This window comes from Mesobacillus sp. (genome assembly GCF_057785455.1).
This window is the reverse complement of sequence record NZ_JBYNSB010000060.1, coordinates 192,417-213,216: the sequence shown is the minus strand read 5'-3', so window position 1 is coordinate 213,216 and position 20,800 is coordinate 192,417. Positions and strand designations below refer to the sequence as shown.

Genomic DNA, 20,800 nt, shown 5'->3' with positions numbered 1-20,800 from the left:
TATGGTATCCTTCATAATGACTAGCTCCTTCCGTAATGTAGCTCTGATTTGGGTATGTTTTCTTTCCAGTAAACATTCTAACCAGATTAACCTACGAATTTACGAGTAAGGAGCTAGTTTCGTTCATAATAACTCGTCGCTTTCCTCACGCGGGGAAAAATGGTCCTTCCTTTTCGGACCATTTTTTCCGGGGTCTCACCTGCCCGCTGGGTCCCGAAGGAGTCTTCGTGCCTTCCGCTCCAATCAACAGAAGCTGAAAATGAAATTTTAGTTCAACTTATATAAGAACTTTATTAGCTTGACAAAAAATAAAAAGTGCCTGGCATGCCAGACACTTTCCCTTGATTTTTTTATCTAAAATTTAAAGCAAGAGCAGCCAACGATGATCAAGAGAATGAACAACACAACGATTAGAACAAAACCGCTGCCATAGCCAGCTCCTCCGACACCATAACCGCCATAACCACAGCCTCCGCCGTACATAATGAAACCTCCTTTAAGCAGGACAAAATTCAGTTTTTAGTAACCGTAACCGAAACCCCAAGAAGCTCCGATTATGATTAGAAGAATGAACAACACTACAAGTAAAGCAAAACCGCTTCCGTATCCGCATCCATCACTCATTCGTAACAACCTCCTTTTCTTATGTCCCTATATCCTATTCAGCTATAGACGTTTGTGCAATTAAACACCCAAAAAAAACTAAGCCCATATTATTCTGTGGCCTCAATGCCTTGCAGGACTTACATCGGAAGCAAAAAAAAGAGAACCTTATACAGGCTCTCCATGATCTAACCAGCCAATTTTTCCTTTTTAGCTTGGTTTTCAATCAAATATTCGTATGTAATCAATGGCTTAACCGGCATTTCCAGCCACCTTGAGACTCCGGTCTGTGTCAGCTTTTCACGGTAAACTGGTTTACAATCCTCCAGAAGGCAAAGGCGTAACGTTTCAAAACCGCTTAGCTCCAAAACCGCTTGTTCTATTTCTTTCTTTTCTTCAGGAGTGGCGAGCACTTTTTCTTTTTTTGGCTCAAGCAAAACAACGATCAATTCCTTGCGCATCTGCTTTTCCAGCTCCATCCTGGCAAAAGCCAGCTTCTTTAATGTCCTGTTCAATTTCCACATGCTGATGCCAGCTATTCTTTTTAATATCATCTAGATGCCTCCATATCTTCCCCAAACCTATTCTAAAAGACAATTCGGCTAACAGTCAAAATTTATTGGGGTATGGAAAGAAAACTACTGCTTTTCCTTTTCCTGGCGAGTGATCATATTTTGGCAAAATAAAGAGATTGCGAAAAGCCGCAATCCTCAATATTTACAAATCCAGAATGTATTTTGCATACCTGGACATACGGTCTTTCGTCCATTTGGGAGCAGATACCATCTTTATGTCAATAATGTCCGAATTCCCCATTCGCTCAGCAAGATGCTGTCTTGCTGAAAGTGCAATATAATCAGCCAGCATGCAATCTTCATTTCTGGTCGTCATTACGATTTCCACGTCATGATCATCCTTAACGCATACCTCATAAACAAGGCCAAGGTTCACAATGTCAACACCCAGCATCGGCTCTTCAACTTCTTCCAGCATCTTGTAGATGTCATTCTTATTCAAATGTGTTCCTCCTCCCAGTTATTTGGTTATGCGCCTTAATATCATCTTAAGCGATGCAGGAAAAAATTTGGAGGCGCGGACTTTATATTTCATATTTTTGTCATTAATCAAAGAAATATTTGTGTCATTTTAAATCAATAAGTTTACCAGCGAAAAAACAAACAAAAAATCAGGTATGTTATTACTCCTGATTTTTCTGTGTATATTTTCTTTTGTTATTCCTGGCTAACCAGTTACTTTTTCGATATTTTTTAGTTTCTGCAAGTAAAGAAGTGTCTCCTTATCAGAGGATGCTGGCAGCTCAAATGATGATTGGTATTCCTCAGGGCCTTTGCCAGTAATCAAAATCCATTCGCCTTTCTGGGCATTTTCCCAGGCAAACTGGATTGCAAGTGTCCTGTCTGGAATAATCCTGCCTTTTGCGCCGCCAAATTTATTGTTTAGCTCCTTTAGTTCATTGAGCATATCTTCATAAGGAATACCATTTAAGTCATCAAAAGTCAAAATGAATTCATCGCTCATTGCTGCGGAGGACTTAACCATATGCTCCCGCTTTGACCTGTCTCTTTCACCCCTGAATCCGAAAATATGCTTGATTCTTGACGCTTGGTGTTCTTTTGCCGCCTGAAGGCAATACTCGATCGCATCCTTTGTATGGGCATAATCAATAATAAAGGTTGCGCCTTCAGGGTGCGAGATCATTTCGAATCTTCCTGGGACTCCTGGGAAGCATGCCAGTGCTGAGATAATCTGTTTTGCATCAATGCCAATTTTTAACGCGGTTATAAAAGCCATTGAAGCATTATAAACATTGTGCAGGCCGGGAAACGGGAAAACAATTTGATATTCGCTGGTCCCATACATTCTGATTACGAACCGTGTTTGACCGTTCAACTGAATATCTTCTATTTTGAGGTCATGCTCATCATTGTATCCAATAGAATGGACGGGAATAGTCTTATCCTCAAGCAATCTGGCTAGTTCATCTCCCCATTCGTTTAGCCTGCCGATTATGGCTGCACCGCCTGGTTTCATGTAATTGAACATCATCGTCTTCGCTTCAAAATAATCCTGGATCGTTGGATGGTAGTCCAGATGATCATGCGATAAATTTGTGAATAAACCATAATCCAGCTCCAGCCCTTCAGCCCTGTATTGCTTAAGGGCATGTGAGGAAACCTCGAGGACCACGAACTCATCATTGCTTTTTGAGAGCAGTTCCTGGATTTGAAGGGCGTCAGGGGTTGTATTGGAAGGCTTGTACACCTCATTATTAATCATATAAGATACGGTTCCTAATAAGGAACAGGTCTTTCCGGCATGTTCAAGTATATGCTTCAGAATATATGATACCGTTGTTTTCCCGTTCGTCCCCGTCACTCCAATGACAGTATGCTTTCGTGATGGATGGTTATAAAATGTACTCGCAGCCCTGCCTAGAGCCAGTCTGCTGTCGTTGACGACTATATATGGTACGGATAGTTCCAGTGTCCTTTCCCCAATTATTGCAGCAGCGCCTTTTCGCAATGCTTCATCAATGAATTGGTGGCCGTCCATCTGAAAGCCGGAAATGGCGACAAATAAATCTCCTGGTAAAACTTTGCGTGAATCCATTTTGATTCCCGCTATCTCTGGATCCTCCGCATGCTGGTATTTTTTTATACAGCCACCGAGGGCAACTAGCACCTTGGATAATCTCATTTCCAAAACTCCCTTTTTAACATGACAGTGAATTCAATATCTGAAATGTTGAAATGTATATATTTTGTCTCCTTTTTTATTCCCCAGTTTTTTAAAACTATGCTCTATAAAGCCAATAACTAATCAATTTAGGTAAAATGAGCAAAATGGTATAGCAAAAAAGACCAGCTTATCAGCCAGTCTTTTACACTATTCGGGACTATTTATTGGCAAACTGTGATAAATACTTGAAGTTCAGGCGGCTGTGCTGCTGCAGCATATAAGCAGATCGAACAGCACCTTCCTTCCGTAAAGTATTTAATGCCTTTACCATTTCATCTGCGGTTCCAATGCCGATTCCATGTCCATAATATAGGCCTTTCCCTAAAAAAACTGCATTTTCTCCCCGCCAGATCGGCTTATCAAAATCAGGATTCATGAAATAAACTACATCGCCAGGAATAAATTCATTGCCTTCAAGTGTTATGATGGCCAAATCGGGATCATAGTTCCAGTTCCATACCAGAAGGCCTCGGAAAAGATAGTTGAAATCCCGTGTCCTGATGGAATCCAGGACTGCTTTATAAAAGATGATGACCATCGCTGTTGAACACTCAAATCCGTATTCCTGTCCATTTGAATAGATATCGTTAATCGCATCGGAAGGAAGCACATTCGGCTTTAGTAAAAAACCACTTGGAACCTTCGTCCAATACACCGGGTTGAACTTTGCATAGGTGAAAGATGTAAAAGCAGCTCCACTGTCCTTTAGCTTCATTGAGGCTTCAATAATATTTTCACGAAGTCTTATTTCAAACAGGAGCTGAAAGGATGTTTCATATTCAAACATCGACAGGCTTCTGTCAAGGTAATCATATATCTCCTGCTGCTTCCCGGATAAACTCATAAGTTTTTGGCTTCCGGGAGCATCAGGAAATCTGATGATGATCATCACACTCCCCCTCCATATTCCGTTAATTATGGATGCATAATTAACTATATGAAGGAGGTGCGCTTATAAGACATTGATAAATCAATAAGGTAAGGCAGACTGGTTATTGATCTACTAGTTCCTGCCTATTTATCTGGTTAATAAATTTCGTAATCAAACTGAAATCTTCAAATAAAAATAATAAAGTATCCCCGCTTTTTGAAAGCTCCCAAGCCTTATTATATGCTTCCAGTTCTTCAGGAATGACATAAATCCTTTCAGCAGGCAGTGCTTTTTCTGCGGTTGACTTCATAAGCAGCGGCACCTCAAGCTGGGACCTGCCCCTTAAATCTATGTCTTCCTTCAAAATCAGGAAGTCGGAATTTGAAGCAGCAATGAACCCCATATCAAATATATCCTGGTTGCATCTGTCCCCTGGAGCAGAAACAACTGTAATTGTGTTACTTTCATTCAAGCTCCTGACTGTTTCAAAAAGTGCGCCAAGCCCTGAGCGGTTATGAGCATAATCCACAATCAGCTTCCTGCCTTCCAGCTCAATCAAATTAAACCTGCCGCGTGACTGGTTAAAGTCAGGAATGAAGGTAAGCGCTTTTTCTTTTAGGATTTCCATTGAAACACCCTGGCTGGACGCAGCAGCAAGGGCCTGAAGCAAATTGGAAATATTGTGTTTGGCTGCACCATTGATAGTGATTGGTATATCTTTCACTGGAAGGAAGACCGTGTTTTCACCTTGTTTCGTATGGATGATGTCTCCTTGCGGGTCGACATACCATGCTTCTTCCATTTTCATAACCGCTGCTCGGATATGCACATTTTGGCTGGATATAGAGGTAAAGATCTTATTGCCTTTTGTGTAATCTGCCATTTTAACAACTTCTGGATCATCAGCATTCAATACACAATAGCCGTCCTCATGGACAACCTCTGGAATGAGACGCTTGAGTTTTACAAGCTGATCAAAGGTTTCTATTCCATCGAGACCCAAGTGATCTTCAGAAACATTGGTAACAATCCCGACATCGCAATAGCGGAAGGCGAGTCCCTCACGCAAAATGCCGCCTCTTGCCGTCTCCAGGACTGCTGCTTCCACTCCGGGATTCGCTAAGACTTTTCTGGCGCTTATCGGCCCGCTGCAATCCCCCTGGTCAATGCATTGGCTTCCAATATAGACACCATCTGAGTTCGTCATTCCAACAGTTGTGTATTTCCCTTCAAGAAAATGCTTTACCATTCGGACTGTTGTCGTTTTCCCATTCGTTCCGGTAACAGCCACAACCGGTATCGCTGCTTCGCTTCGATCCTTAAATAAATAATCTACGATCGCTTTGCCAACGTCCCGCTTTTTCCCCTTCCCTGGATAATGATGCATCCGTATTCCAGGCGCAGCGTTGACTTCCAGGATTGCTGAAGTATCGGGATCAAACGGGGCGCGAATATCCTTGCTGATCATGTCTATTCCGGCAATATCAAGCCCTACTGCTCTCGCTGCCTGTATTGCAAGCTCCCTGACTGTTGGATGGACCTCATCCGTGACGTCGATGGCTTGTCCGCCTGTAGAAAGATTCGCATTCCCTGCAACCTGGATCACCTGACCCATATCAGGGATATGATTCAGGCTGTAGCCCTGCTTTTCCAGAAAGCAGGTTACTGTAGAGTTCAGTGGAATTTTGGTCATCGCTTTTTCATGTCCGTCTCCACGAAGCGGATTTTCATTTTCTTTGTCTATTAATCTTGCTATTGTATCCTCACCATTTCCTATGATAAACGGCGGAAGCCGCAAGCTTGCAGCAATAAGCTGTTCATTCACCACTAGCAGCCTGAAGTCATCCCCATGGTAATATCGTTCAGCGATGTATTCCTCGCCATTCATGTTCATGCAAGCAGAAACCGAAAGAAGCTCACTCTTATTAGCTATATTCGTAATAACCCCCTGTCCTTGCCGCCCATTTAACGGTTTCGTCACAAGTGGGTACCCGATTCGCTCTGCTGCCATTAAAAGCTCATCAGTAGATGAAACCAGTTCTCCTTTTGGGACAGGAAGGCCAGCAGCTGTCAATAAGTCCTTCGTCACTTGCTTGTCACAGGAATTTTCTACAGCAAGGTAAGAGGTCTGGCTTGAGATCGTCGCCTGGACATACTTTTGTTTGATGCCAGTGCCTAATCGTACAAGGCTGTCTTTGCCTATTCGCTCAGCAGGAATCCTCGCCCTGACAGCAGCGTCAAAAATCGCTTCGGTACTGGGTCCAAGCTTGTTTTCATAATAAGCTGCAGATATCTTATCTATGTAATCCTTAATCGGCAGTACAGCCTCTCCGTTGATGATCCTTTCACAAATTTCCATAGCAAAGTCAAAACTGAGCCTGGCAGATTCGGGCTCCTTATATTCGAAGGTCACAAAGTAAATCCCCTCTTTTTGACTGGTGATAGTCTTTCCATGCTTCACATCGATTCCAGCCAGATTCTGCAATTCAATTGCAATATGTTCTATGATATGTCCCATCCAGGTTCCTTCGTGCAGACGTTCGGCAAAAGCACCTTCATAGCCTCGTGAACATGTATGTTTTTTCAAGGTGGGCAGGAGTGTGAGCAATGCATCAGAGAATCCCGGCAACATGTGGGATGGCTGAAATTCCAGAGCCTCTAAATCAAGTTCAGCCCAGAATGTCGGGCGGTAATTAAAATAATTTGGGCCTTTTAAATAACGCACGCGATTGACCTTCATCATTTAATCCTCTTTTCTGATTATAATTTTTCGTGAAGTTAAATCGAAGCTATAGCCAGCCGTAAGCGTATGCAGTTTAAAGTCTGTAATTGTCATTTCCTTTCCGCCTCCACTCGATTCCACTTCGTCAACAAGGCTTCCACCTTTTCCATCAATTATGAAAACCTGATGTTCACCGAGCACTTCAAACTTTCCTTCCGATACCAGGATTGCTGTGTTCTCGTCAATGCCAATTCCAATCAATTCCTGATTCTCGGCTATAGCCCCTATCAAGCGGCCAAACCTACCCCTTTGTGAAAAATGCTGATCGATCAGGAGACTTTCAAGGAATCCCAGTCCCTCACCCATCTGTATGATCAGCCTGTCATCATTGACCTTTGTTTCGGAATAAACAATCATGTGCTTCCCCATAATAGAGGCTCCGGCACTTGTCCCTCCGATGACCATGCCAGAATCCCATTTTTCCATTAGCAATTCATGAAGCTTTGTGCCTTTTATCATATTCGATAAACGTTCCTGGTCACCGCCAGTGATGAAAAGAGCTGACATACCTGAAGCCAGTTCAAGCATTTCCTGATCATTTGCTTTTTCGCGTGAATCTACATTTAATACAACTATTTGTTGTGTTCCCTGTTTTTGAAACAGCGAAGAATAGTCCGCACTGACCTCTTCAGGAATACTTGAGGCAGAAGGAAGTATTCCCACTGTACCTGGCTGCTGCTTGGATAGCTCAACGAATTTGGATAAAATCTCTCCAGTAGTGCACTTCTCTTCATTTCCGCCAATGATCAATAGTTCTCCTGGGCCCATTTCATTCACCTTTTCTAAAAGAGTAGATAGTAAGACAAAAACCTTTACCCACTGGGATGTTAAAACAAAACCAGTTTTTCAAAAATAAATCAATATATACTTTTATTGGAAAATAGTACTCCGTGCTAGGACATATTTTAATTAGCCTAAAAGTTTTACTTGAATCCAACAGGGTATTTTATCTATATATTCTTTGCTAAGGAGGTCCCATCATGACTGAAAATAACAAGAAGCATAATGACGGTTCCGTCGAACAGGAAAAGAAACAGGCGGAAAATAAAGATATCGAGCCTCAAAGAGACCCAGTTAAGCCGCAGGAAGAGTCTGGCACTAAAAAGCAATAATCAAATGAGCCGGTTATCTATATAAACCGGCTTAATTAATATATAAATGAGGTGATTGAAATGGGGAAAGACAAAAAGGCCGTACCAGTAGATAACACTACCAATATGAATAATCCTGAACAATACAAGACAACGACAAAAAGTCTTCATGACAAATTTGAGAGTGAACTGACCGTCGACACGATTCCCATGGAAGACCTGAACCAGGAGAAGGAAGAAGAAAAGGATGGCCATCATTCAAAGGATTCTTCCTCCAGCGAGGAAAAGTACAATGTAGATTATGACAATGATTTATAAACAGCCCTGTTCATCAGGGCTTTTTTTATGCATAGGGTTTATCTTTCATATTTACGAGAATATTAAAACCATCAGCCTTAAGGAGGTATGGAAATGAGTAATGAAAATTTAAAGCAGCGGATACTGAAAGTACTCCAAGAATCCAAAGTCGGCTCACTTGCAACAGTTGAAGGAAATAAACCACATTCACGGTATATGACATTTTTCATGAATGGCGATTTAAACCTATATACTCCGACAAGCAAGGAAACCTACAAAGCGGAAGAAATTGAAAAAAATCCGAATGTCCACATATTGATAGGATATGAAGGCGACGGGATTGGAGATTCTTATATAGAGGTTCAGGGAACAGCTGAAATCCGGGAAGAGCAGGAATTAAAAGATAAGTTTTGGAATGAAAAAATGAAAAAGTGGATAGACAGTGCCGAGGATCCAAACTATATTATATTACAAATAAAGCCAGAGACCATTCGGGTAATGAATGACAATAGCGAACCCGAAACACTCAGCCTATAAGAGTAAATAAGCAGGAGGCGGATCATATCCGTCTCCTTTCATTATTGTCGATTTTTTGTAAAAAATAGACTGATTTTCTTGTTGATTGGTATTTTCGTTTACAGTAAGCTAATGATATACATTATATGTGAATCATTTCACAATTATAATCTGTTTTATTTTTTGGCTTTGTTAATGCCGAACGCTATTTTTTAAACCCTGTTGATTGTAGTGGAAGGCGCGTAGACTCCTTCGGGATGAAGCGGGCAGGTGAGACCCCGCAGGAGCAAAGCGACGAGGAGGCTCAACGCACGCCCCGAGGAAAGCGAAGCGCCTGGAACGAAAATCAACAGCCTAGTTTAACAGAGCTATTTTTTAAAATCTACTTGTGAAATTAATCACAAAACAAACATGATGAAAGAAGGAATTCCAATGAAAACTCCACGTGTTGTCATTATAGGAGCAGGATATGGCGGGCTGATTACAAGCAGACAGCTTGAAAAAACCTTAAAAAATGGTGAAGCTGAGGTTATTTTAATAAATAAACACGAATATCACTATATCTCAACTCAACTCCACAAAACGGGCGCTGGTACAGGAGCCGATGAAAAAATCACTCTTCATATTCCAGATCTTCTGCAAAAAAACAAAGTCCAATTCAAAAAAGGTACAGTTGAAAACATCGATTTTAATGGGCAGGAAGTAATGTTAGAAGGCGGAGAAGCCGTAGGATATGATTACCTTCTCATTTCTCTTGGATTTGAGGTCGCCACCTTCGGAATTCCAGGAGTTGAAGAGAATGCCTTTAAAATCCGCAGTTTCCGCAGCACAAAAGCGATCTACAATCATATCCTAAGACAATTTGCTGCCTATAAAGAGGATCAGGACCCTGCCAGACTTACCTTTGCAGTAGCAGGCGCAGGTTTTACCGGCATTGAAATGGTCGGTGAACTGATCGAAGCTGTTCCCGAGCTTTGCAGAAGATACAATATCCCTGTCAGCGCTGCAAGAATCATCAATATTGAAGCATCCGCTACTGTCTTGCCTGGCTTCGATCAAGAGGCGATAGATTTTGCCACAAACTATATTAAAAAGCGCGGCGCTGAGTTGATGACTTCAACTAAAATTCTTGAATGTTCGCCGGCTTCCATTACACTGGACAATGGTGAAGAGCTGGCATCACATACGCTTATTTGGTCCGGCGGCGTAAGAGGAAACACCTTGCTTGAAAAAATGGATGTCCCGCTTGAAAGAGGGCGAATCCCTGTAGACAAGTATTTGCGTGTCATAGGGATGGAAAACGTCTTTTGTATTGGAGATGCTGCGCTGTTCATGAGGGACGGGCATTCAGCCCTCCCCCCTACTGCACAGGTGGCAATCCAGCAGGCAGAGTTATGCGGCCCAAATATTGCAGCCAGCCTGCGGGGTGAGTCTTTGAAAAAATTCGAATATCATCATAAAGGAACAGTTGCTTCCATTGGAAATAAAGCTGCTGTAGGTAAAGTTTTCGGACTGAAGATCACCGGAATATTTGCAGCCCTAATGAAGCAAGTCATTGAAGCGAGATACCTATTCGTCCTCGGGGGACCATCCTTAATCGCAAAACAATTTTTAAAATCTGGAAAGCCATTGTCTGAAATGGCGGTATCGAATCAAAAATAATCAATAGAAGAAAGCATCGGCAAAGGCTGCCGATGCTTTTCTAGTTTTGGGAGGCGGTCAGGGATTCATCCGGAGGGCGTTTCCCCCTTTTTAGCTCATTGATTGTCAGCCCGAATCGCATTTCCAAATGAGGATAGTCCTTGAATTGTGCCCAGTCTCCTCCCCACTCAAAACCGAGGTCTTTAGCGATCGCTACCACCTCCATCCAATCTGATTTGCCATTTCCGTTTCCATCATACGTGGTATCCCATATCGCTTTTCCTTCCCCCGTCAATAGCGCAAAATCAATCGCCAAGCCAAAATTATGGTAGGACTCGCCTCCCTTTGCATGGGTGACAATTTGCCCTTCAGATGACCGGCCCTTTTCATATAGCCTATCCTGATCCTCAAAGCTTCGGAAACCATCTGTTACCATTATATTAATTCCCTTATCGGCCGCCTGTTGAATCAATGTATCCTTGCCATTACTTACAGCTGGGTGCAGCTCCTGAGGCAATGGTACATTCTCATTAATCCCTGGGTTGATCAGGAACTGATAATATAATAAAAAAGCTATTATGATAAAAAAGAAGGAAACGAACGCCTTCCCGAATAGTCTCATTTTCATGCAACTAGTCCTTTCATTAAAGCTATCACTTGTATATAACGAATTTGCTGCCAGTTTAGTTTCACAGAAAAACCTGGCAATTTCTTTTGCCAGGCTTATTTGCTAAACTTATATTTTTCGAGAATCCGGTTTGCAATTAGGTCATAGCCTTTGTCATTAAGGTGCAGCGAATCGCTGAAATAATCCTTTTTATTCTTGCCCTTGAATAAATCATTCGTTGGGATGTATGTTATATTCTTCTCATCTCTTATTGCATTTACAATCCCTTTGTTCCAGCCTTCTAGAATAGGTTCAATCTGCCTTGAATCTGGATAAGGGTTATAGAGACCAAGAACCAGGATTGGTGTATCATTATTTTTTTGCTTCAGGAGGTCGATGATCGCTTCCAGATTTTGCTGATATATTTCCTGCCCTTTTTCAATTTCATCTAACTTTATATCTGCTAAGTTCCCGCCATTACTGTTGATTAAATCATTCGTTCCAATGAATAAGATAAAATAATCGGCATCCTCCAGCTTTCGGCTTACGGTTATATCGGAAAGCTGATTCAAGATACCCGAAGATTCCAAGCCATATATAGCTTCATTGCTAAATTCATAATCCAATTTATTTTGCTCATTCAACTTCTCTTCCAAAGTTTGAATATACCCTGTTCCCTTTTCATCCCCAAACCCATAGGTAAGGGAATCACCAAATGCAACCACTTTTCTGTCTCCATCGCTTTTATCAGAACTTTGATCATAAAGCGAGAAGGCAGCTAATACTGTTATTAAAATGATCATAAATAAAACAAATGCTGTCTTTTTTCTCATGCAGTATCCTTCCTGTTTCGTTTTCATTTTTTTACCCTTCCACTAATTAGACATAAACTTACATTTTCATCCACGGAAGAAATTTCTTCTTGCGGAAGGACAAAGTTTAATGTTATATTAGTTGAGCGATGAGCTGAATTGTGTAAGCCGACTGACACTCCCTTGGGAAATGCACGATGTGGCGTGCAGTCAGTCGCCTCAATACGCAGAAAAGACGCCTTTTAGGCGTCTTTTCTTTTTTTGCCATAATAAGCTTATCTGTCTTTAAAGCCATCCCGATTGCGGTCGAGGTCTAGATCACCATCGAGATTGCGTTTGCGGTCAAGATTACCGTCAAGATCGTTGACAACAGTTTCATTGTCTGTTTCAAGGTGAGCTTCCTCACGCTTAACTGATTCCACGACTTGTTCAGTTTCAGTTACCTCACGTTTGCCGATAACAAGTTCTTCAGTAACGACAGGTTTTTTGGTAACTTCTACTTTTTCCTCCATGATCGGAACCCGGATTGTTTCTCCATCGTCAATTACACCGTCTACATCAGAAGCTGCTTCGTTCACTTCACGTCTTTCAACGTAAACTTCTTCACGAGATACCGGAATATTCACGCGCTGCTGTTCTTCAACAACATCTTTATGAACTTCCACTTCCCCAGTTTGAACTCTTTCCTTTGAAACATCCAGCTGCTCTTCACGAAGTCTTAACGTTTGCTCATCTCCATCGTAGCGGTCTGTGTCATAAGTGCCAGTTACTGATGTGTCCGTGCCCAGACGGTCTGCATCGTAATTACCAGTAACCCCAGTACCAGTTACTGATGTGTCTGTTACATAGCCTGTATCTTCTGCATTTAAGCCAGATGCAGTCGTTTCTGCCAATAGAATGATGCGGCCATTGCGCACATCTGCTTCATATTCTCTTGCTGCATCATCTGTTAAACCAAATCCTACTAAACGGTCAGTGATGGAAGGCTCGTTGCCGCCCAGATTACGGTCAGCATCGAATGCAGTCATAAGACTCTGCCAGAAGCCACCTTCTTTATGATCATTATCCGCAGTGCCAAGATTTTCTGTCGTTACACCTGTTCTGCTTTCAAGCGCTGATGAAAGCTCAGTAGTGTCTCCGATGATTGAAAAGTCCTGTACGGAATATCCATTGTTTTTGTATTCTTCAATTGCTCCAATAAGTTCGTTCTGGTTATCGTATACTCCAACTACTTTTTTAGCCATTTTAAATTCCTCCAATTCGTTATTACGTTTCATCCGGTTGTCCCGGTAGTGGAGTAATACCCGTGGCAGGAGGAACTTGAAACATCATTTGCAGTTGCCAATATTCACCACGCGATTTTTCAGGGTTACCATGAATAGGAATTTGTGCTTTTCGTATATGGGGCTTCATTGTAAAGTATTTTTCGAGTCCTCACATTGGTGCTCCAATTGTCTTCATTGGCGGCCTTTTTTCCTGCTCCAATTTTGGTCACCAACTAGCTGTTTTGGCGGCCGCTTTTACCTATTAATCCAATTCTAATAAATACTATCAAATCCTCTACAAAAAAAAGCCCCTTAAACTAAGGGACTTTTACTCTTCATCTGCACGGGTTACTTCCAGGTATTGAATATGATATTCGTCAATCTCGATAATTTTGAATCTAAAGCCTTCTTCCACTATTTCGTCGCCTATTTCCGCATCAAGATTCATGGTCATGAACCAGCCGCCGATTGTGTCGACTTCTTCATCTGAGAGATGAGTGCCCAGCAAGTCATTGACCTCGCTGATCAATACCCTAGAACTGAAAAGATAATGATCATCTTTTACTTTACGGATTTCTGCGATTTCATCGGCATCGAATTCATCGCGGATATCGCCGACTATTTCCTCGAGAATATCCTCAACTGTGACAAGGCCTGATGTGCCGCCATATTCATCGATTAGAATCGCCATATGGATCCGTTCCTTTTGCATTTTTACCAGAAGATCGTGGATGGGAATCGTTTCAATGACGCGGATGATCGGCTTCATATATTTTGACAGAATGGCATCCTGGTCTCCATCTATCTCCGTAAGCCTTGCAGTCAAGATTTCCTTGATATTGATCATGCCTAGTACATTGTCTTTTTCACCATCGATGACAGGATAACGGGTATACTTCTCCTGCTGTATAACATTTATGATGGTTTCTATCGTGTCGGAAATATCAAGGCTGACTATTTCTGTCCTTGGGACCATGATTTCCTTTGCGATTCGTTCATCGAATTCAAAGATGTTATTCACATAAGTCAATTCATTCTGGTTGATTTCGCCGCTTTCATAGCTCTCAGAAAGAAGGATGCGCAATTCCTCCTCTGAATGGGCCATTTCATGTTCTGAAGCGGGCTTAAGTCCAAATAAACCTGCTAGCAGTCGCGCAGAACCGTTCAGAATCCAAATGAAAGGATACATAATTTTATAGAACAAAATGATTGGTTTGGAAAAAGCCACGGTAATGGCTTCCGCCTTTTGGATGGCAATTGTTTTCGGTGCCAGTTCACCAACAACCACATGGAGAAAAGTCACTGAAGCAAATGCGATCCCAAAGGATAAAATATGGGAAAGCGATGGGTTGATGCCCCATCTGTCAAATAACGGATGCAGCATTGCCTCGACTGTCGGCTCTCCCAGCCATCCAAGCCCTAAAGCAGTAATGGTAATGCCAAGCTGGCATGCAGATAGATATTCATCCAGATGGGTAATGACATGCTTGGCGGAATTCGCTCCTTTTCTGCCTTCTGCGATGAGCTGATCGATCCTGGAGCTCCTTACTTTGACAATGGCAAATTCAGTTGCCACAAAAAAGCCAGTTAATGCAATCAATAGAGCGACCATAATCAAATTTGTAATAATCAATGATAAAGCCTTACTAGAGTAAGGCAAACACCTCCTGCCTCAGTAAAATATAACGTCCAATTAATAATGATGTATGAATAGATTATTTTTAAATTATACCCCTATAAGAAGGAACTAACGCATAATCGGGAAAAATCGTCGTTTTTAGCCCCCCATATAAAAAACCTGTGCGAAGCTTGTCCCGATTCGAGACAGCTGGCACAGGGTTATCGTTTGTCTGCTTATGAAGCTTTTCTCGCACTTTCAGGTGATTTTTCACTTGATAGGAACCAACCTGCGGCCGCAATTCCCACCAGGACAGCATAGAATGTAAGCTTCCATCCAGTGGAGTGGGCAAATTCAGAACTCAGCACGCTTAGTGATGGATGGGATAGAGTTATAACAGCAAGCTTAACCCCTACCCAGCCGACAATACCAAAGGCTGCTATTTCCAGGCCAGGTTTTCTTTCAAGCAGGTTCACAAATAAATTGGCAGCGAAACGCATGATGATCAATCCGATCATACCGCCTGCAAAAATGACGAGGAATTGCCCTCCATCCATGCCGCCGATATCGGGAAGCGGAGTTTCAGGCAGCACGACAGCCAAAGCAACAGCAGCCAGTATAGAATCCACCGCAAATGCAATGTCAGCCACTTCAACCTTCAGGACAGTTACCCAGAAACCGCTTTTCTTCCGCTTTTCATTCGACGGCTTCTCAGTTTCGTCCTCCGGGGCTTTGAATACGGTTTTTCGAATAATATGGTTTACTGCCATAAACAAGAGATACAGGGCTCCGATCGCCTGTACCTGCCAAACATCGACAAGGAAGGAAATCGCGAAAAGAGATGCAAACCGGAATACAAATGCTCCAGCTAATCCATAGAATAACGCTTTTTTCCTTTTCTCCTCCGGGAGATGTTTTACCATGATTGCCAGCACCAATGCATTGTCAGCAGCCAGCAGTCCTTCCATGACTATGAGCACCAGCAGCACCCAGCCGTATTCCAGCAATAAAGATAGTTCCATTTGAAAACCTCCTGTAACTGATTTTTTAATCAAATATCCTCCCGGACAATAGAAAAGGCCCTTACCATAATGGTAAAGGCCTTGGAAAAATGCACAGAAAAAGACCTTTACCAAAATAGTAAAGGTCTTGCTAACAACGTCCACGTTGCCAATAAAGCCGGAGATAGGAATCTCGTAATGACGACTTTATTGTAGCAGCTACTCCCCTTTAAAAGAGAATATTTAATTACCTTAATTATATAGGCGAAAGTTTGAAGTGTCAATGAACTTGCAAAACAATTAATCTATGATGTTTTGCTTAACAAATGATGATTTTAGCCGAATATATATAAGAATATTGAATTCCGATATTATATCAATAGCTATTTCAGAGGAGTGAAACCATTGCTTTTAAAAAAGAAAAACGCAGCTATAATAAGTGCGGGAAAAGAAAAGCAGAAAAAAACTAAAATAAGCAAATCGCGCTTAAAAAAGAATATGAGCCTAAAGTTTAAGGTATTGAGCCTGACAGTTATTTCAATCCTGGTGATGGCTTTAGTGACATCCATTTATGCTCAGTATACGATACGAAAAAGCAACCTGGAATCGATGGAAGCAGAATTGAACACCATTTCTAGTCTTCTATCCGACCAGGTAACGCCTGGAAAGGCACAGACAATCATTAATAATCCGTCCAAAAACAATCCGGGTGTCACCACAATGCAAAAGCAGATGGATAGGATTCTAAAGGAAAACCCACTAATACATAATTTATATTTGGTTGCACTCGATGAGGAGAAATTAATCCTTCCAACGATGAATACAAACATGCTTTCAAAAGAACTGACCTATGGGTCACCCTATTCGGGAGGAAAAGCGTTTGATACAGCAGCACTTGAGGCAATAAAAGAAAACAAACGAACAACCACAGAAGTATACAATACGGAAAATGGCGTGAAAATTTCCGGATTTGCCCCGATCACTGATATGAGCGGCAAGGCTATCGCTCTATATGGCGTTGATTTCGATGTTTCTCAGGTCAATAAAAAAATCAGCCAAGAAGTGCTTGGCATATGGATTCTTTCACTAATCATCCTTGGGCTTTCAAGTATTGCAATGTATCTGTTCATCTCCAGGCTGATTAAACCTCTAAATAAAATCAAGGAATTAACAGCAAATATCGCAAATGGCGATTTATCACAAAATACTATACAAGTTAAAGCTAAGGATGAGATTGGCGCATTGGCAGAAAGCATCAATATGATGACTGCCTCGCTTCGGAATGTCGTCTCACAGGTTCAGACCAGTTCCAGGGAGGTCACAAGTGAAACAGTGGCACTTTCAACAGTAGCCATGAACTCGGTAGACGCCATAAGGGAATTGACTGCTGCGAACCAGCAAGCTGCAGCCAGTACCCAGGAACAAAATGCTAACATTGAAGAAATGCAGGCTACCCTTGAAGAAATTAATGCAGGGATTGAGGAAATCAATGCATCTGCGCAGCAAGCCAGCTATATTGCCAAAAACTCGACTGTCACCTCCAAAGAAGGTACTGAAAGAATCGATGAAATGCTCACAGGACTCGAAGCAGTCGAAAACAACACAAACCAGCTTGCAGAGATTATCATCATGCTTGAGAATCAATCAGAAAAAATCACACAGTTTGTTAAAATTATCAATACCATCTCTGACCAAACAAATTTGCTTGCCCTTAATGCTGCCATTGAAGCTGCTCGTGCAGGGGAACATGGAAAAGGCTTTGCGGTAGTTGCAGATGAAGTCAGGAAATTAGCTGAGGAAAGCGCAAAATCAGCAGCAACCATCATTACAATCGTAAATGAGAACGTGAAAAACACACGTGATGCAGTTGACTATATTTCAAAAACACGGGAGGCTGTGCAGTACAATAAAGACCTGTCGATTACTGCAAAGAATACGCTTCAGGAAATATATGAAACTACACTCGAGATTGAAGATAATTCAAATAATATTGCTTCTGCAATCGAGCAGCAGGTAATCGCTTTTGAACAAATCACAAATTCACTGGATACAGTTTCACAGGCTTCACAGCAAATTGCGGCAGGTACAAGCCAAACAGACCAGTCAACGCAAGAACAGTTAAGAGTCGCAGAAAATGTTAATGAAACAACCAAGGTGCTCCAGCAAACCGCACTGGAACTTGAAAGGCTGACACAAAACTTTAAACTATAATAAAAAGGATGCCGCATTGGCATCCTTTTACCTTTTCTTGAATCCTTCTTCTTCTAAGTACTGCTTTGCTTCGTTATAGGACAGGAATGTTCCATCAAGATTCAGTCCGGAATAAACATTCCACATATCGTCTTCATTCACCAGGATCAGTGTATGATTCTCTTTATCGACCCATCGTTCCTCTTCATGATCCTCTATAATTGCTGCCTCAGCTGTGGATGCTGGGGAAAGAGAATCTATGGATTTCCTGATGATGGTTTTAAGTTCTTCAGCCGAGAAATCCCTGATATTAACCATTCCTTTACCATCCAGATCATATCCGCTTAAGAATTCACCATATACATATCCATTTCCGTTCGGATGCAAATGATAAACAACGTTTTTCTTATCATACACACTGTCCTCAAAGTGAAAATTGATCCGCCCTAGAGAAACATTCTTTTTTTCAAGCTCAGGATAAGATTCAATGATTGCAAGTTTTTCTTCAAAAGTAAGCATATTGCCTCCAAATAATAGCAAATTTTCAATATTGCTTATTATATCATTGCGATGAAATTATACAAAATCAATCTCGTGCAAGCATATAATTATGTAACATAAGTTTAAATAAGATATAATTGTGTTACATAAAGGGGGGGTTATATGAAAACTGTAGAAGCAATAAAATCCAGGAAGCAGATTAACCAGATGAAAGCGTACCTGAAGCTTCATTCGCTTCGTGATTATAGTTTATTTTTACTTGGAATCAATACCGGCATCAAGCTTCAGGAATTAATCCACTTGCGTGTTTCGGATATAACTGGCACTGGCCAAGAGATTGTCGAGTTTCTTACCCTCCCCCACTATTGCAATACTCCTATCTATTTAAATGCCTCAATTAGAAATGCATTAAAAAAATATATTCATGAAGATTCACTTGAACAGACAGACTATTTATTCAAATCACGGAAAACTGGGGAGCCAATTACCCGGCAGCAGGCATATCGAATTTTGAATGCAGCAGCAAAAGAAGCTGGCATAGAGGAGCCAGTTGGCATGACAACTTTGAGAAAAACGTTTGGCTACCATGCCTTTACAAAAGGGATCGCCATTTCGCTCATCCAAAAGAGGCTTCAGCATGCCTCTCCTTCTGAAACGCTTCAGTTCATAGGTGTGGAAAAAGCACTCGAAAAAATTAAGTTAAACGTGGATTTATAAGGAGGAGTTATTATTGCAGGAACCTATTTTAACCACAGATTCATTTATCTTGTTAGCATCGGTTTTATTTATAGCTGGAGTCATCACGACTCGCTTTTCCACCAGGCTGGGTGTACCCTCCCTTATTTTCTTTATTTTGGTTGGGATGGTCATGGGCAGCGATGTCCTTGGAATCATTTATTTTGACAATGCTGCTCTTACACAGATGATTGGTGTTGTAGCGCTTGTCATCATTTTGTTTGAAGGCGGACTGCAGACCAGCTGGAAAGATGTGAAGCCTGTAATTATTCCATCGTTATCTCTTGCTACCATTGGTGTCTTGATTACTTCAGGCATTGTAGCTGTGGCGGCAAAATGGATACTGGGGTTGGATTGGCTGGAAGCCATCCTTTTTGGAGCAATTGTAGGATCAACAGATGCAGCTGCTGTTTTTGCCGTACTGAAGGGCCATAATATTTCTCCGAAGCTGGGCTCAACCCTTGAAGCTGAATCGGGATCGAATGATCCTATGGCTGTATTTTTGACTGTGGCAATGATCGAATTGATCACTGTTCCAGAAGCCAGCCTGTTCACCCTGATTACTGACTTCTTTTTACAAATGGGTTTAGGTTTGATTCTCGGATTGGTATTTGGGAAAATCGCAATTGCTTCGCTAAACTCGATCAATCTTGATTCAAGTGGCCTATATCCTGTTTTCGCAACTGCTTTCGCACTGCTAACCTATGGTCTTACTGCCTTTCTTAATGGAAGCGGGCTTCTGGCTGTCTATATAGCCGCCATCATGATAGGCAATGCTGAGATAGCTTACAGGCACTCTATTTTCCGATTCTCTGAAGGATTCGCCTGGATGATGCAGATTCTGATGTTTGTGATCCTCGGTCTGCTTGTGTTTCCGTCAGATTTATTCACCCCTTCAATTTTCATCCAAGGAATCCTGCTCTCAGCAATTCTAATGCTTATCGCTAGGCCAGCAGCAGTTTTTCTTTCGACCATCAATATGAAGTTTAACAATAAGGAACGCATTTTCCTTTCATGGGCAGGTTTAAAGGGTGCTGTGCCGGTCGTTCTCGCTACATTCCCTTTGTTGGCAGGAATAGAAAACAGCCACCAGATTTTTAACGTTGTTTTCTTCGTTGTCCTGACCAGTGCCTTGATCCAGGGGGCCACGATTCCTTATGTGGCAAATAAACTCAAGCTAAATGGTCCGAAGAAAACCGCTCCTATGCAGTCGCTTGAGCTAATATCATTAGGGAAGGCAGATGCGGAGATGATTGAATATGAAATGGAAGGCGATAGCGCCATCATAGGCAAAACGCTGGCTGACATCCCTTTTCCTGAAGGCTCGCTCGTCAATGCAATTATCCGAAAAGGCAAACTGATTGCTCCTACAGGAACTACAACCCTCCAGGCTGGCGATTTCCTCTATATTTTATCAGCACGCAAGAGCAAACCACAGTTAAAAAAGCTCTTGAAGGAAAAAGCGGTATTTAAGCAAAATGTCATGAAGCTTGAATAAAAAAACCAGTGA

The 20,800-nt window shown here is 41.8% G+C and carries 21 protein-coding genes; 7 read left to right on the top strand and 14 right to left on the bottom strand.

What is annotated here, in order from left to right; all coding sequences use genetic code 11:
- Positions 1 to 354 precede the first annotated feature (354 nt).
- From AC3EBE_RS22365 to AC3EBE_RS22330, 8 genes are all read right to left on the bottom strand, one after another.
- The gene (locus AC3EBE_RS22365; protein WP_488597228.1) at positions 355 to 483 is read right to left on the bottom strand and encodes a YjcZ family sporulation protein; all 129 of its coding nucleotides are present in this window, start codon (positions 481 to 483) and stop codon (positions 355 to 357) included.
- Between the two features lie 36 nt (positions 484 to 519).
- Entirely contained in the window at positions 520 to 624 is a 105-nt protein-coding gene (locus AC3EBE_RS22360; RefSeq protein WP_488597227.1) for a YjcZ family sporulation protein, read from the bottom strand.
- Positions 625 to 791: 167 nt separating this feature from the next.
- Entirely contained in the window at positions 792 to 1,157 is a 366-nt protein-coding gene (locus AC3EBE_RS22355) for a hypothetical protein (protein WP_488597226.1), read from the bottom strand.
- Positions 1,158 to 1,320: 163 nt separating this feature from the next.
- The gene (locus tag AC3EBE_RS22350) at positions 1,321 to 1,620 is read right to left on the bottom strand and encodes a metal-sulfur cluster assembly factor (protein ID WP_488597225.1); all 300 of its coding nucleotides are present in this window, start codon (positions 1,618 to 1,620) and stop codon (positions 1,321 to 1,323) included.
- A gap of 225 nt (positions 1,621 to 1,845) precedes the next feature.
- Positions 1,846 to 3,321 carry a UDP-N-acetylmuramoyl-L-alanyl-D-glutamate--2,6-diaminopimelate ligase gene (locus AC3EBE_RS22345; RefSeq protein ID WP_488597224.1) on the bottom strand — a complete coding sequence of 492 codons (1,476 nt, stop codon included), beginning with the start codon at positions 3,319 to 3,321 and terminating at the stop codon, positions 1,846 to 1,848.
- 199 nt (positions 3,322 to 3,520) lie between these two features.
- A complete protein-coding gene (locus AC3EBE_RS22340; protein WP_488597223.1) occupies positions 3,521 to 4,252 on the bottom strand; it encodes a protein-glutamine gamma-glutamyltransferase in 732 nt (243 codons plus the stop codon).
- A gap of 103 nt (positions 4,253 to 4,355) precedes the next feature.
- Entirely contained in the window at positions 4,356 to 6,977 is a 2,622-nt protein-coding gene (gene cphA, locus AC3EBE_RS22335; protein ID WP_488597222.1) for a cyanophycin synthetase, read from the bottom strand.
- Entirely contained in the window at positions 6,978 to 7,784 is an 807-nt protein-coding gene (locus AC3EBE_RS22330; RefSeq protein WP_488597221.1) for a cyanophycinase, read from the bottom strand. It abuts the gene before it with no gap.
- A gap of 212 nt (positions 7,785 to 7,996) precedes the next feature.
- On the opposite strand from AC3EBE_RS22330, the gene AC3EBE_RS22325 reads away from it, so the two are divergent.
- The 4 genes from AC3EBE_RS22325 to AC3EBE_RS22310 all read left to right on the top strand — a co-directional run bounded on the left by AC3EBE_RS22325 (position 7,997) and on the right by AC3EBE_RS22310 (position 10,582).
- Positions 7,997 to 8,128, top strand: a complete 132-nt coding sequence (locus tag AC3EBE_RS22325; protein ID WP_488597220.1) for a 3-methyladenine DNA glycosylase — start codon at positions 7,997 to 7,999, stop codon at positions 8,126 to 8,128.
- A 60-nt stretch (positions 8,129 to 8,188) separates the two neighbouring features.
- Positions 8,189 to 8,425, top strand: coding sequence for a hypothetical protein (locus AC3EBE_RS22320; protein WP_488597219.1), 237 nt, complete (start codon positions 8,189 to 8,191; stop codon positions 8,423 to 8,425).
- A 93-nt stretch (positions 8,426 to 8,518) separates the two neighbouring features.
- The gene (locus AC3EBE_RS22315) at positions 8,519 to 8,941 is read left to right on the top strand and encodes a pyridoxamine 5'-phosphate oxidase family protein (protein ID WP_488597218.1); all 423 of its coding nucleotides are present in this window, start codon (positions 8,519 to 8,521) and stop codon (positions 8,939 to 8,941) included.
- A gap of 411 nt (positions 8,942 to 9,352) precedes the next feature.
- Entirely contained in the window at positions 9,353 to 10,582 is a 1,230-nt protein-coding gene (locus AC3EBE_RS22310) for an NAD(P)/FAD-dependent oxidoreductase (RefSeq protein WP_488597217.1), read from the top strand.
- A gap of 40 nt (positions 10,583 to 10,622) precedes the next feature.
- On the opposite strand, the gene AC3EBE_RS22305 is transcribed toward AC3EBE_RS22310, so the two are convergent.
- The 5 genes from AC3EBE_RS22305 to AC3EBE_RS22285 all read right to left on the bottom strand — a co-directional run bounded on the left by AC3EBE_RS22305 (position 10,623) and on the right by AC3EBE_RS22285 (position 15,885).
- Positions 10,623 to 11,189: a M15 family metallopeptidase gene (locus AC3EBE_RS22305; protein ID WP_488597216.1), complete on the bottom strand. Its 567-nt coding sequence runs from the start codon at positions 11,187 to 11,189 to the stop codon at positions 10,623 to 10,625.
- 95 nt (positions 11,190 to 11,284) lie between these two features.
- Positions 11,285 to 12,028 (bottom strand): DUF459 domain-containing protein, encoded by a 744-nt coding sequence (locus AC3EBE_RS22300; RefSeq protein ID WP_488597215.1) that lies wholly within the window; start codon positions 12,026 to 12,028, stop codon positions 11,285 to 11,287.
- Positions 12,029 to 12,255: 227 nt separating this feature from the next.
- Complete coding sequence (locus AC3EBE_RS22295) at positions 12,256 to 13,224, bottom strand: YsnF/AvaK domain-containing protein (RefSeq protein WP_488597214.1); 969 nt, start codon at positions 13,222 to 13,224, stop codon at positions 12,256 to 12,258.
- A gap of 349 nt (positions 13,225 to 13,573) precedes the next feature.
- Positions 13,574 to 14,857: a hemolysin family protein gene (locus AC3EBE_RS22290; protein WP_488597238.1), complete on the bottom strand. Its 1,284-nt coding sequence runs from the start codon at positions 14,855 to 14,857 to the stop codon at positions 13,574 to 13,576.
- A gap of 242 nt (positions 14,858 to 15,099) precedes the next feature.
- Entirely contained in the window at positions 15,100 to 15,885 is a 786-nt protein-coding gene (locus AC3EBE_RS22285) for a TerC family protein (RefSeq protein ID WP_488597213.1), read from the bottom strand.
- Positions 15,886 to 16,269: 384 nt separating this feature from the next.
- Between AC3EBE_RS22285 and AC3EBE_RS22280 the strand changes: the two genes are divergently transcribed.
- Complete coding sequence (locus AC3EBE_RS22280; RefSeq protein ID WP_488597212.1) at positions 16,270 to 18,075, top strand: methyl-accepting chemotaxis protein; 1,806 nt, start codon at positions 16,270 to 16,272, stop codon at positions 18,073 to 18,075.
- Positions 18,076 to 18,102: 27 nt separating this feature from the next.
- Here the strand turns inward: AC3EBE_RS22280 and AC3EBE_RS22275 are convergent, their stop codons facing one another.
- The gene (locus AC3EBE_RS22275) at positions 18,103 to 18,573 is read right to left on the bottom strand and encodes a hypothetical protein (protein ID WP_488597211.1); all 471 of its coding nucleotides are present in this window, start codon (positions 18,571 to 18,573) and stop codon (positions 18,103 to 18,105) included.
- Between the two features lie 144 nt (positions 18,574 to 18,717).
- Here AC3EBE_RS22275 and AC3EBE_RS22270 point away from each other — a divergent pair, with 144 nt between their 5' ends.
- Positions 18,718 to 19,272: a tyrosine-type recombinase/integrase gene (locus tag AC3EBE_RS22270; protein WP_488597210.1), complete on the top strand. Its 555-nt coding sequence runs from the start codon at positions 18,718 to 18,720 to the stop codon at positions 19,270 to 19,272.
- 13 nt (positions 19,273 to 19,285) lie between these two features.
- Positions 19,286 to 20,788, top strand: coding sequence for a potassium/proton antiporter (locus AC3EBE_RS22265; RefSeq protein WP_488597209.1), 1,503 nt, complete (start codon positions 19,286 to 19,288; stop codon positions 20,786 to 20,788).
- The last annotated feature ends 12 nt before the right edge of the window (positions 20,789 to 20,800 follow it).

What these genes read in the sequence shown, in the direction of transcription:
- AC3EBE_RS22365 (WP_488597228.1), bottom strand. Translation starts at nt 483, where the DNA reads ATGTACGGCGGAGGCTGTGGTTATGGCGGTTATGGTGTCGGAGGAGCT.
- AC3EBE_RS22360 (WP_488597227.1), bottom strand. Translation starts at nt 624, where the DNA reads ATGAGTGATGGATGCGGATACGGAAGCGGTTTTGCTTTACTTGTAGTG.
- AC3EBE_RS22355 (WP_488597226.1), bottom strand. Translation starts at nt 1,157, where the DNA reads ATGATATTAAAAAGAATAGCTGGCATCAGCATGTGGAAATTGAACAGG.
- AC3EBE_RS22345 (WP_488597224.1), bottom strand. Translation starts at nt 3,321, where the DNA reads ATGAGATTATCCAAGGTGCTAGTTGCCCTCGGTGGCTGTATAAAAAAA.
- AC3EBE_RS22340 (WP_488597223.1), bottom strand. Translation starts at nt 4,252, where the DNA reads ATGATCATCATCAGATTTCCTGATGCTCCCGGAAGCCAAAAACTTATG.
- cphA (WP_488597222.1), bottom strand. Translation starts at nt 6,977, where the DNA reads ATGATGAAGGTCAATCGCGTGCGTTATTTAAAAGGCCCAAATTATTTT.
- AC3EBE_RS22330 (WP_488597221.1), bottom strand. Translation starts at nt 7,784, where the DNA reads ATGGGCCCAGGAGAACTATTGATCATTGGCGGAAATGAAGAGAAGTGC.
- AC3EBE_RS22325 (WP_488597220.1), top strand. Translation starts at nt 7,997, where the DNA reads ATGACTGAAAATAACAAGAAGCATAATGACGGTTCCGTCGAACAGGAA.
- AC3EBE_RS22320 (WP_488597219.1), top strand. Translation starts at nt 8,189, where the DNA reads ATGGGGAAAGACAAAAAGGCCGTACCAGTAGATAACACTACCAATATG.
- AC3EBE_RS22315 (WP_488597218.1), top strand. Translation starts at nt 8,519, where the DNA reads ATGAGTAATGAAAATTTAAAGCAGCGGATACTGAAAGTACTCCAAGAA.
- AC3EBE_RS22310 (WP_488597217.1), top strand. Translation starts at nt 9,353, where the DNA reads ATGAAAACTCCACGTGTTGTCATTATAGGAGCAGGATATGGCGGGCTG.
- AC3EBE_RS22305 (WP_488597216.1), bottom strand. Translation starts at nt 11,189, where the DNA reads ATGAAAATGAGACTATTCGGGAAGGCGTTCGTTTCCTTCTTTTTTATC.
- AC3EBE_RS22300 (WP_488597215.1), bottom strand. Translation starts at nt 12,028, where the DNA reads ATGAAAACGAAACAGGAAGGATACTGCATGAGAAAAAAGACAGCATTT.
- AC3EBE_RS22295 (WP_488597214.1), bottom strand. Translation starts at nt 13,224, where the DNA reads ATGGCTAAAAAAGTAGTTGGAGTATACGATAACCAGAACGAACTTATT.
- AC3EBE_RS22290 (WP_488597238.1), bottom strand. Translation starts at nt 14,857, where the DNA reads ATGGTCGCTCTATTGATTGCATTAACTGGCTTTTTTGTGGCAACTGAA.
- AC3EBE_RS22285 (WP_488597213.1), bottom strand. Translation starts at nt 15,885, where the DNA reads ATGGAACTATCTTTATTGCTGGAATACGGCTGGGTGCTGCTGGTGCTC.
- AC3EBE_RS22275 (WP_488597211.1), bottom strand. Translation starts at nt 18,573, where the DNA reads ATGCTTACTTTTGAAGAAAAACTTGCAATCATTGAATCTTATCCTGAG.
- AC3EBE_RS22270 (WP_488597210.1), top strand. Translation starts at nt 18,718, where the DNA reads ATGAAAACTGTAGAAGCAATAAAATCCAGGAAGCAGATTAACCAGATG.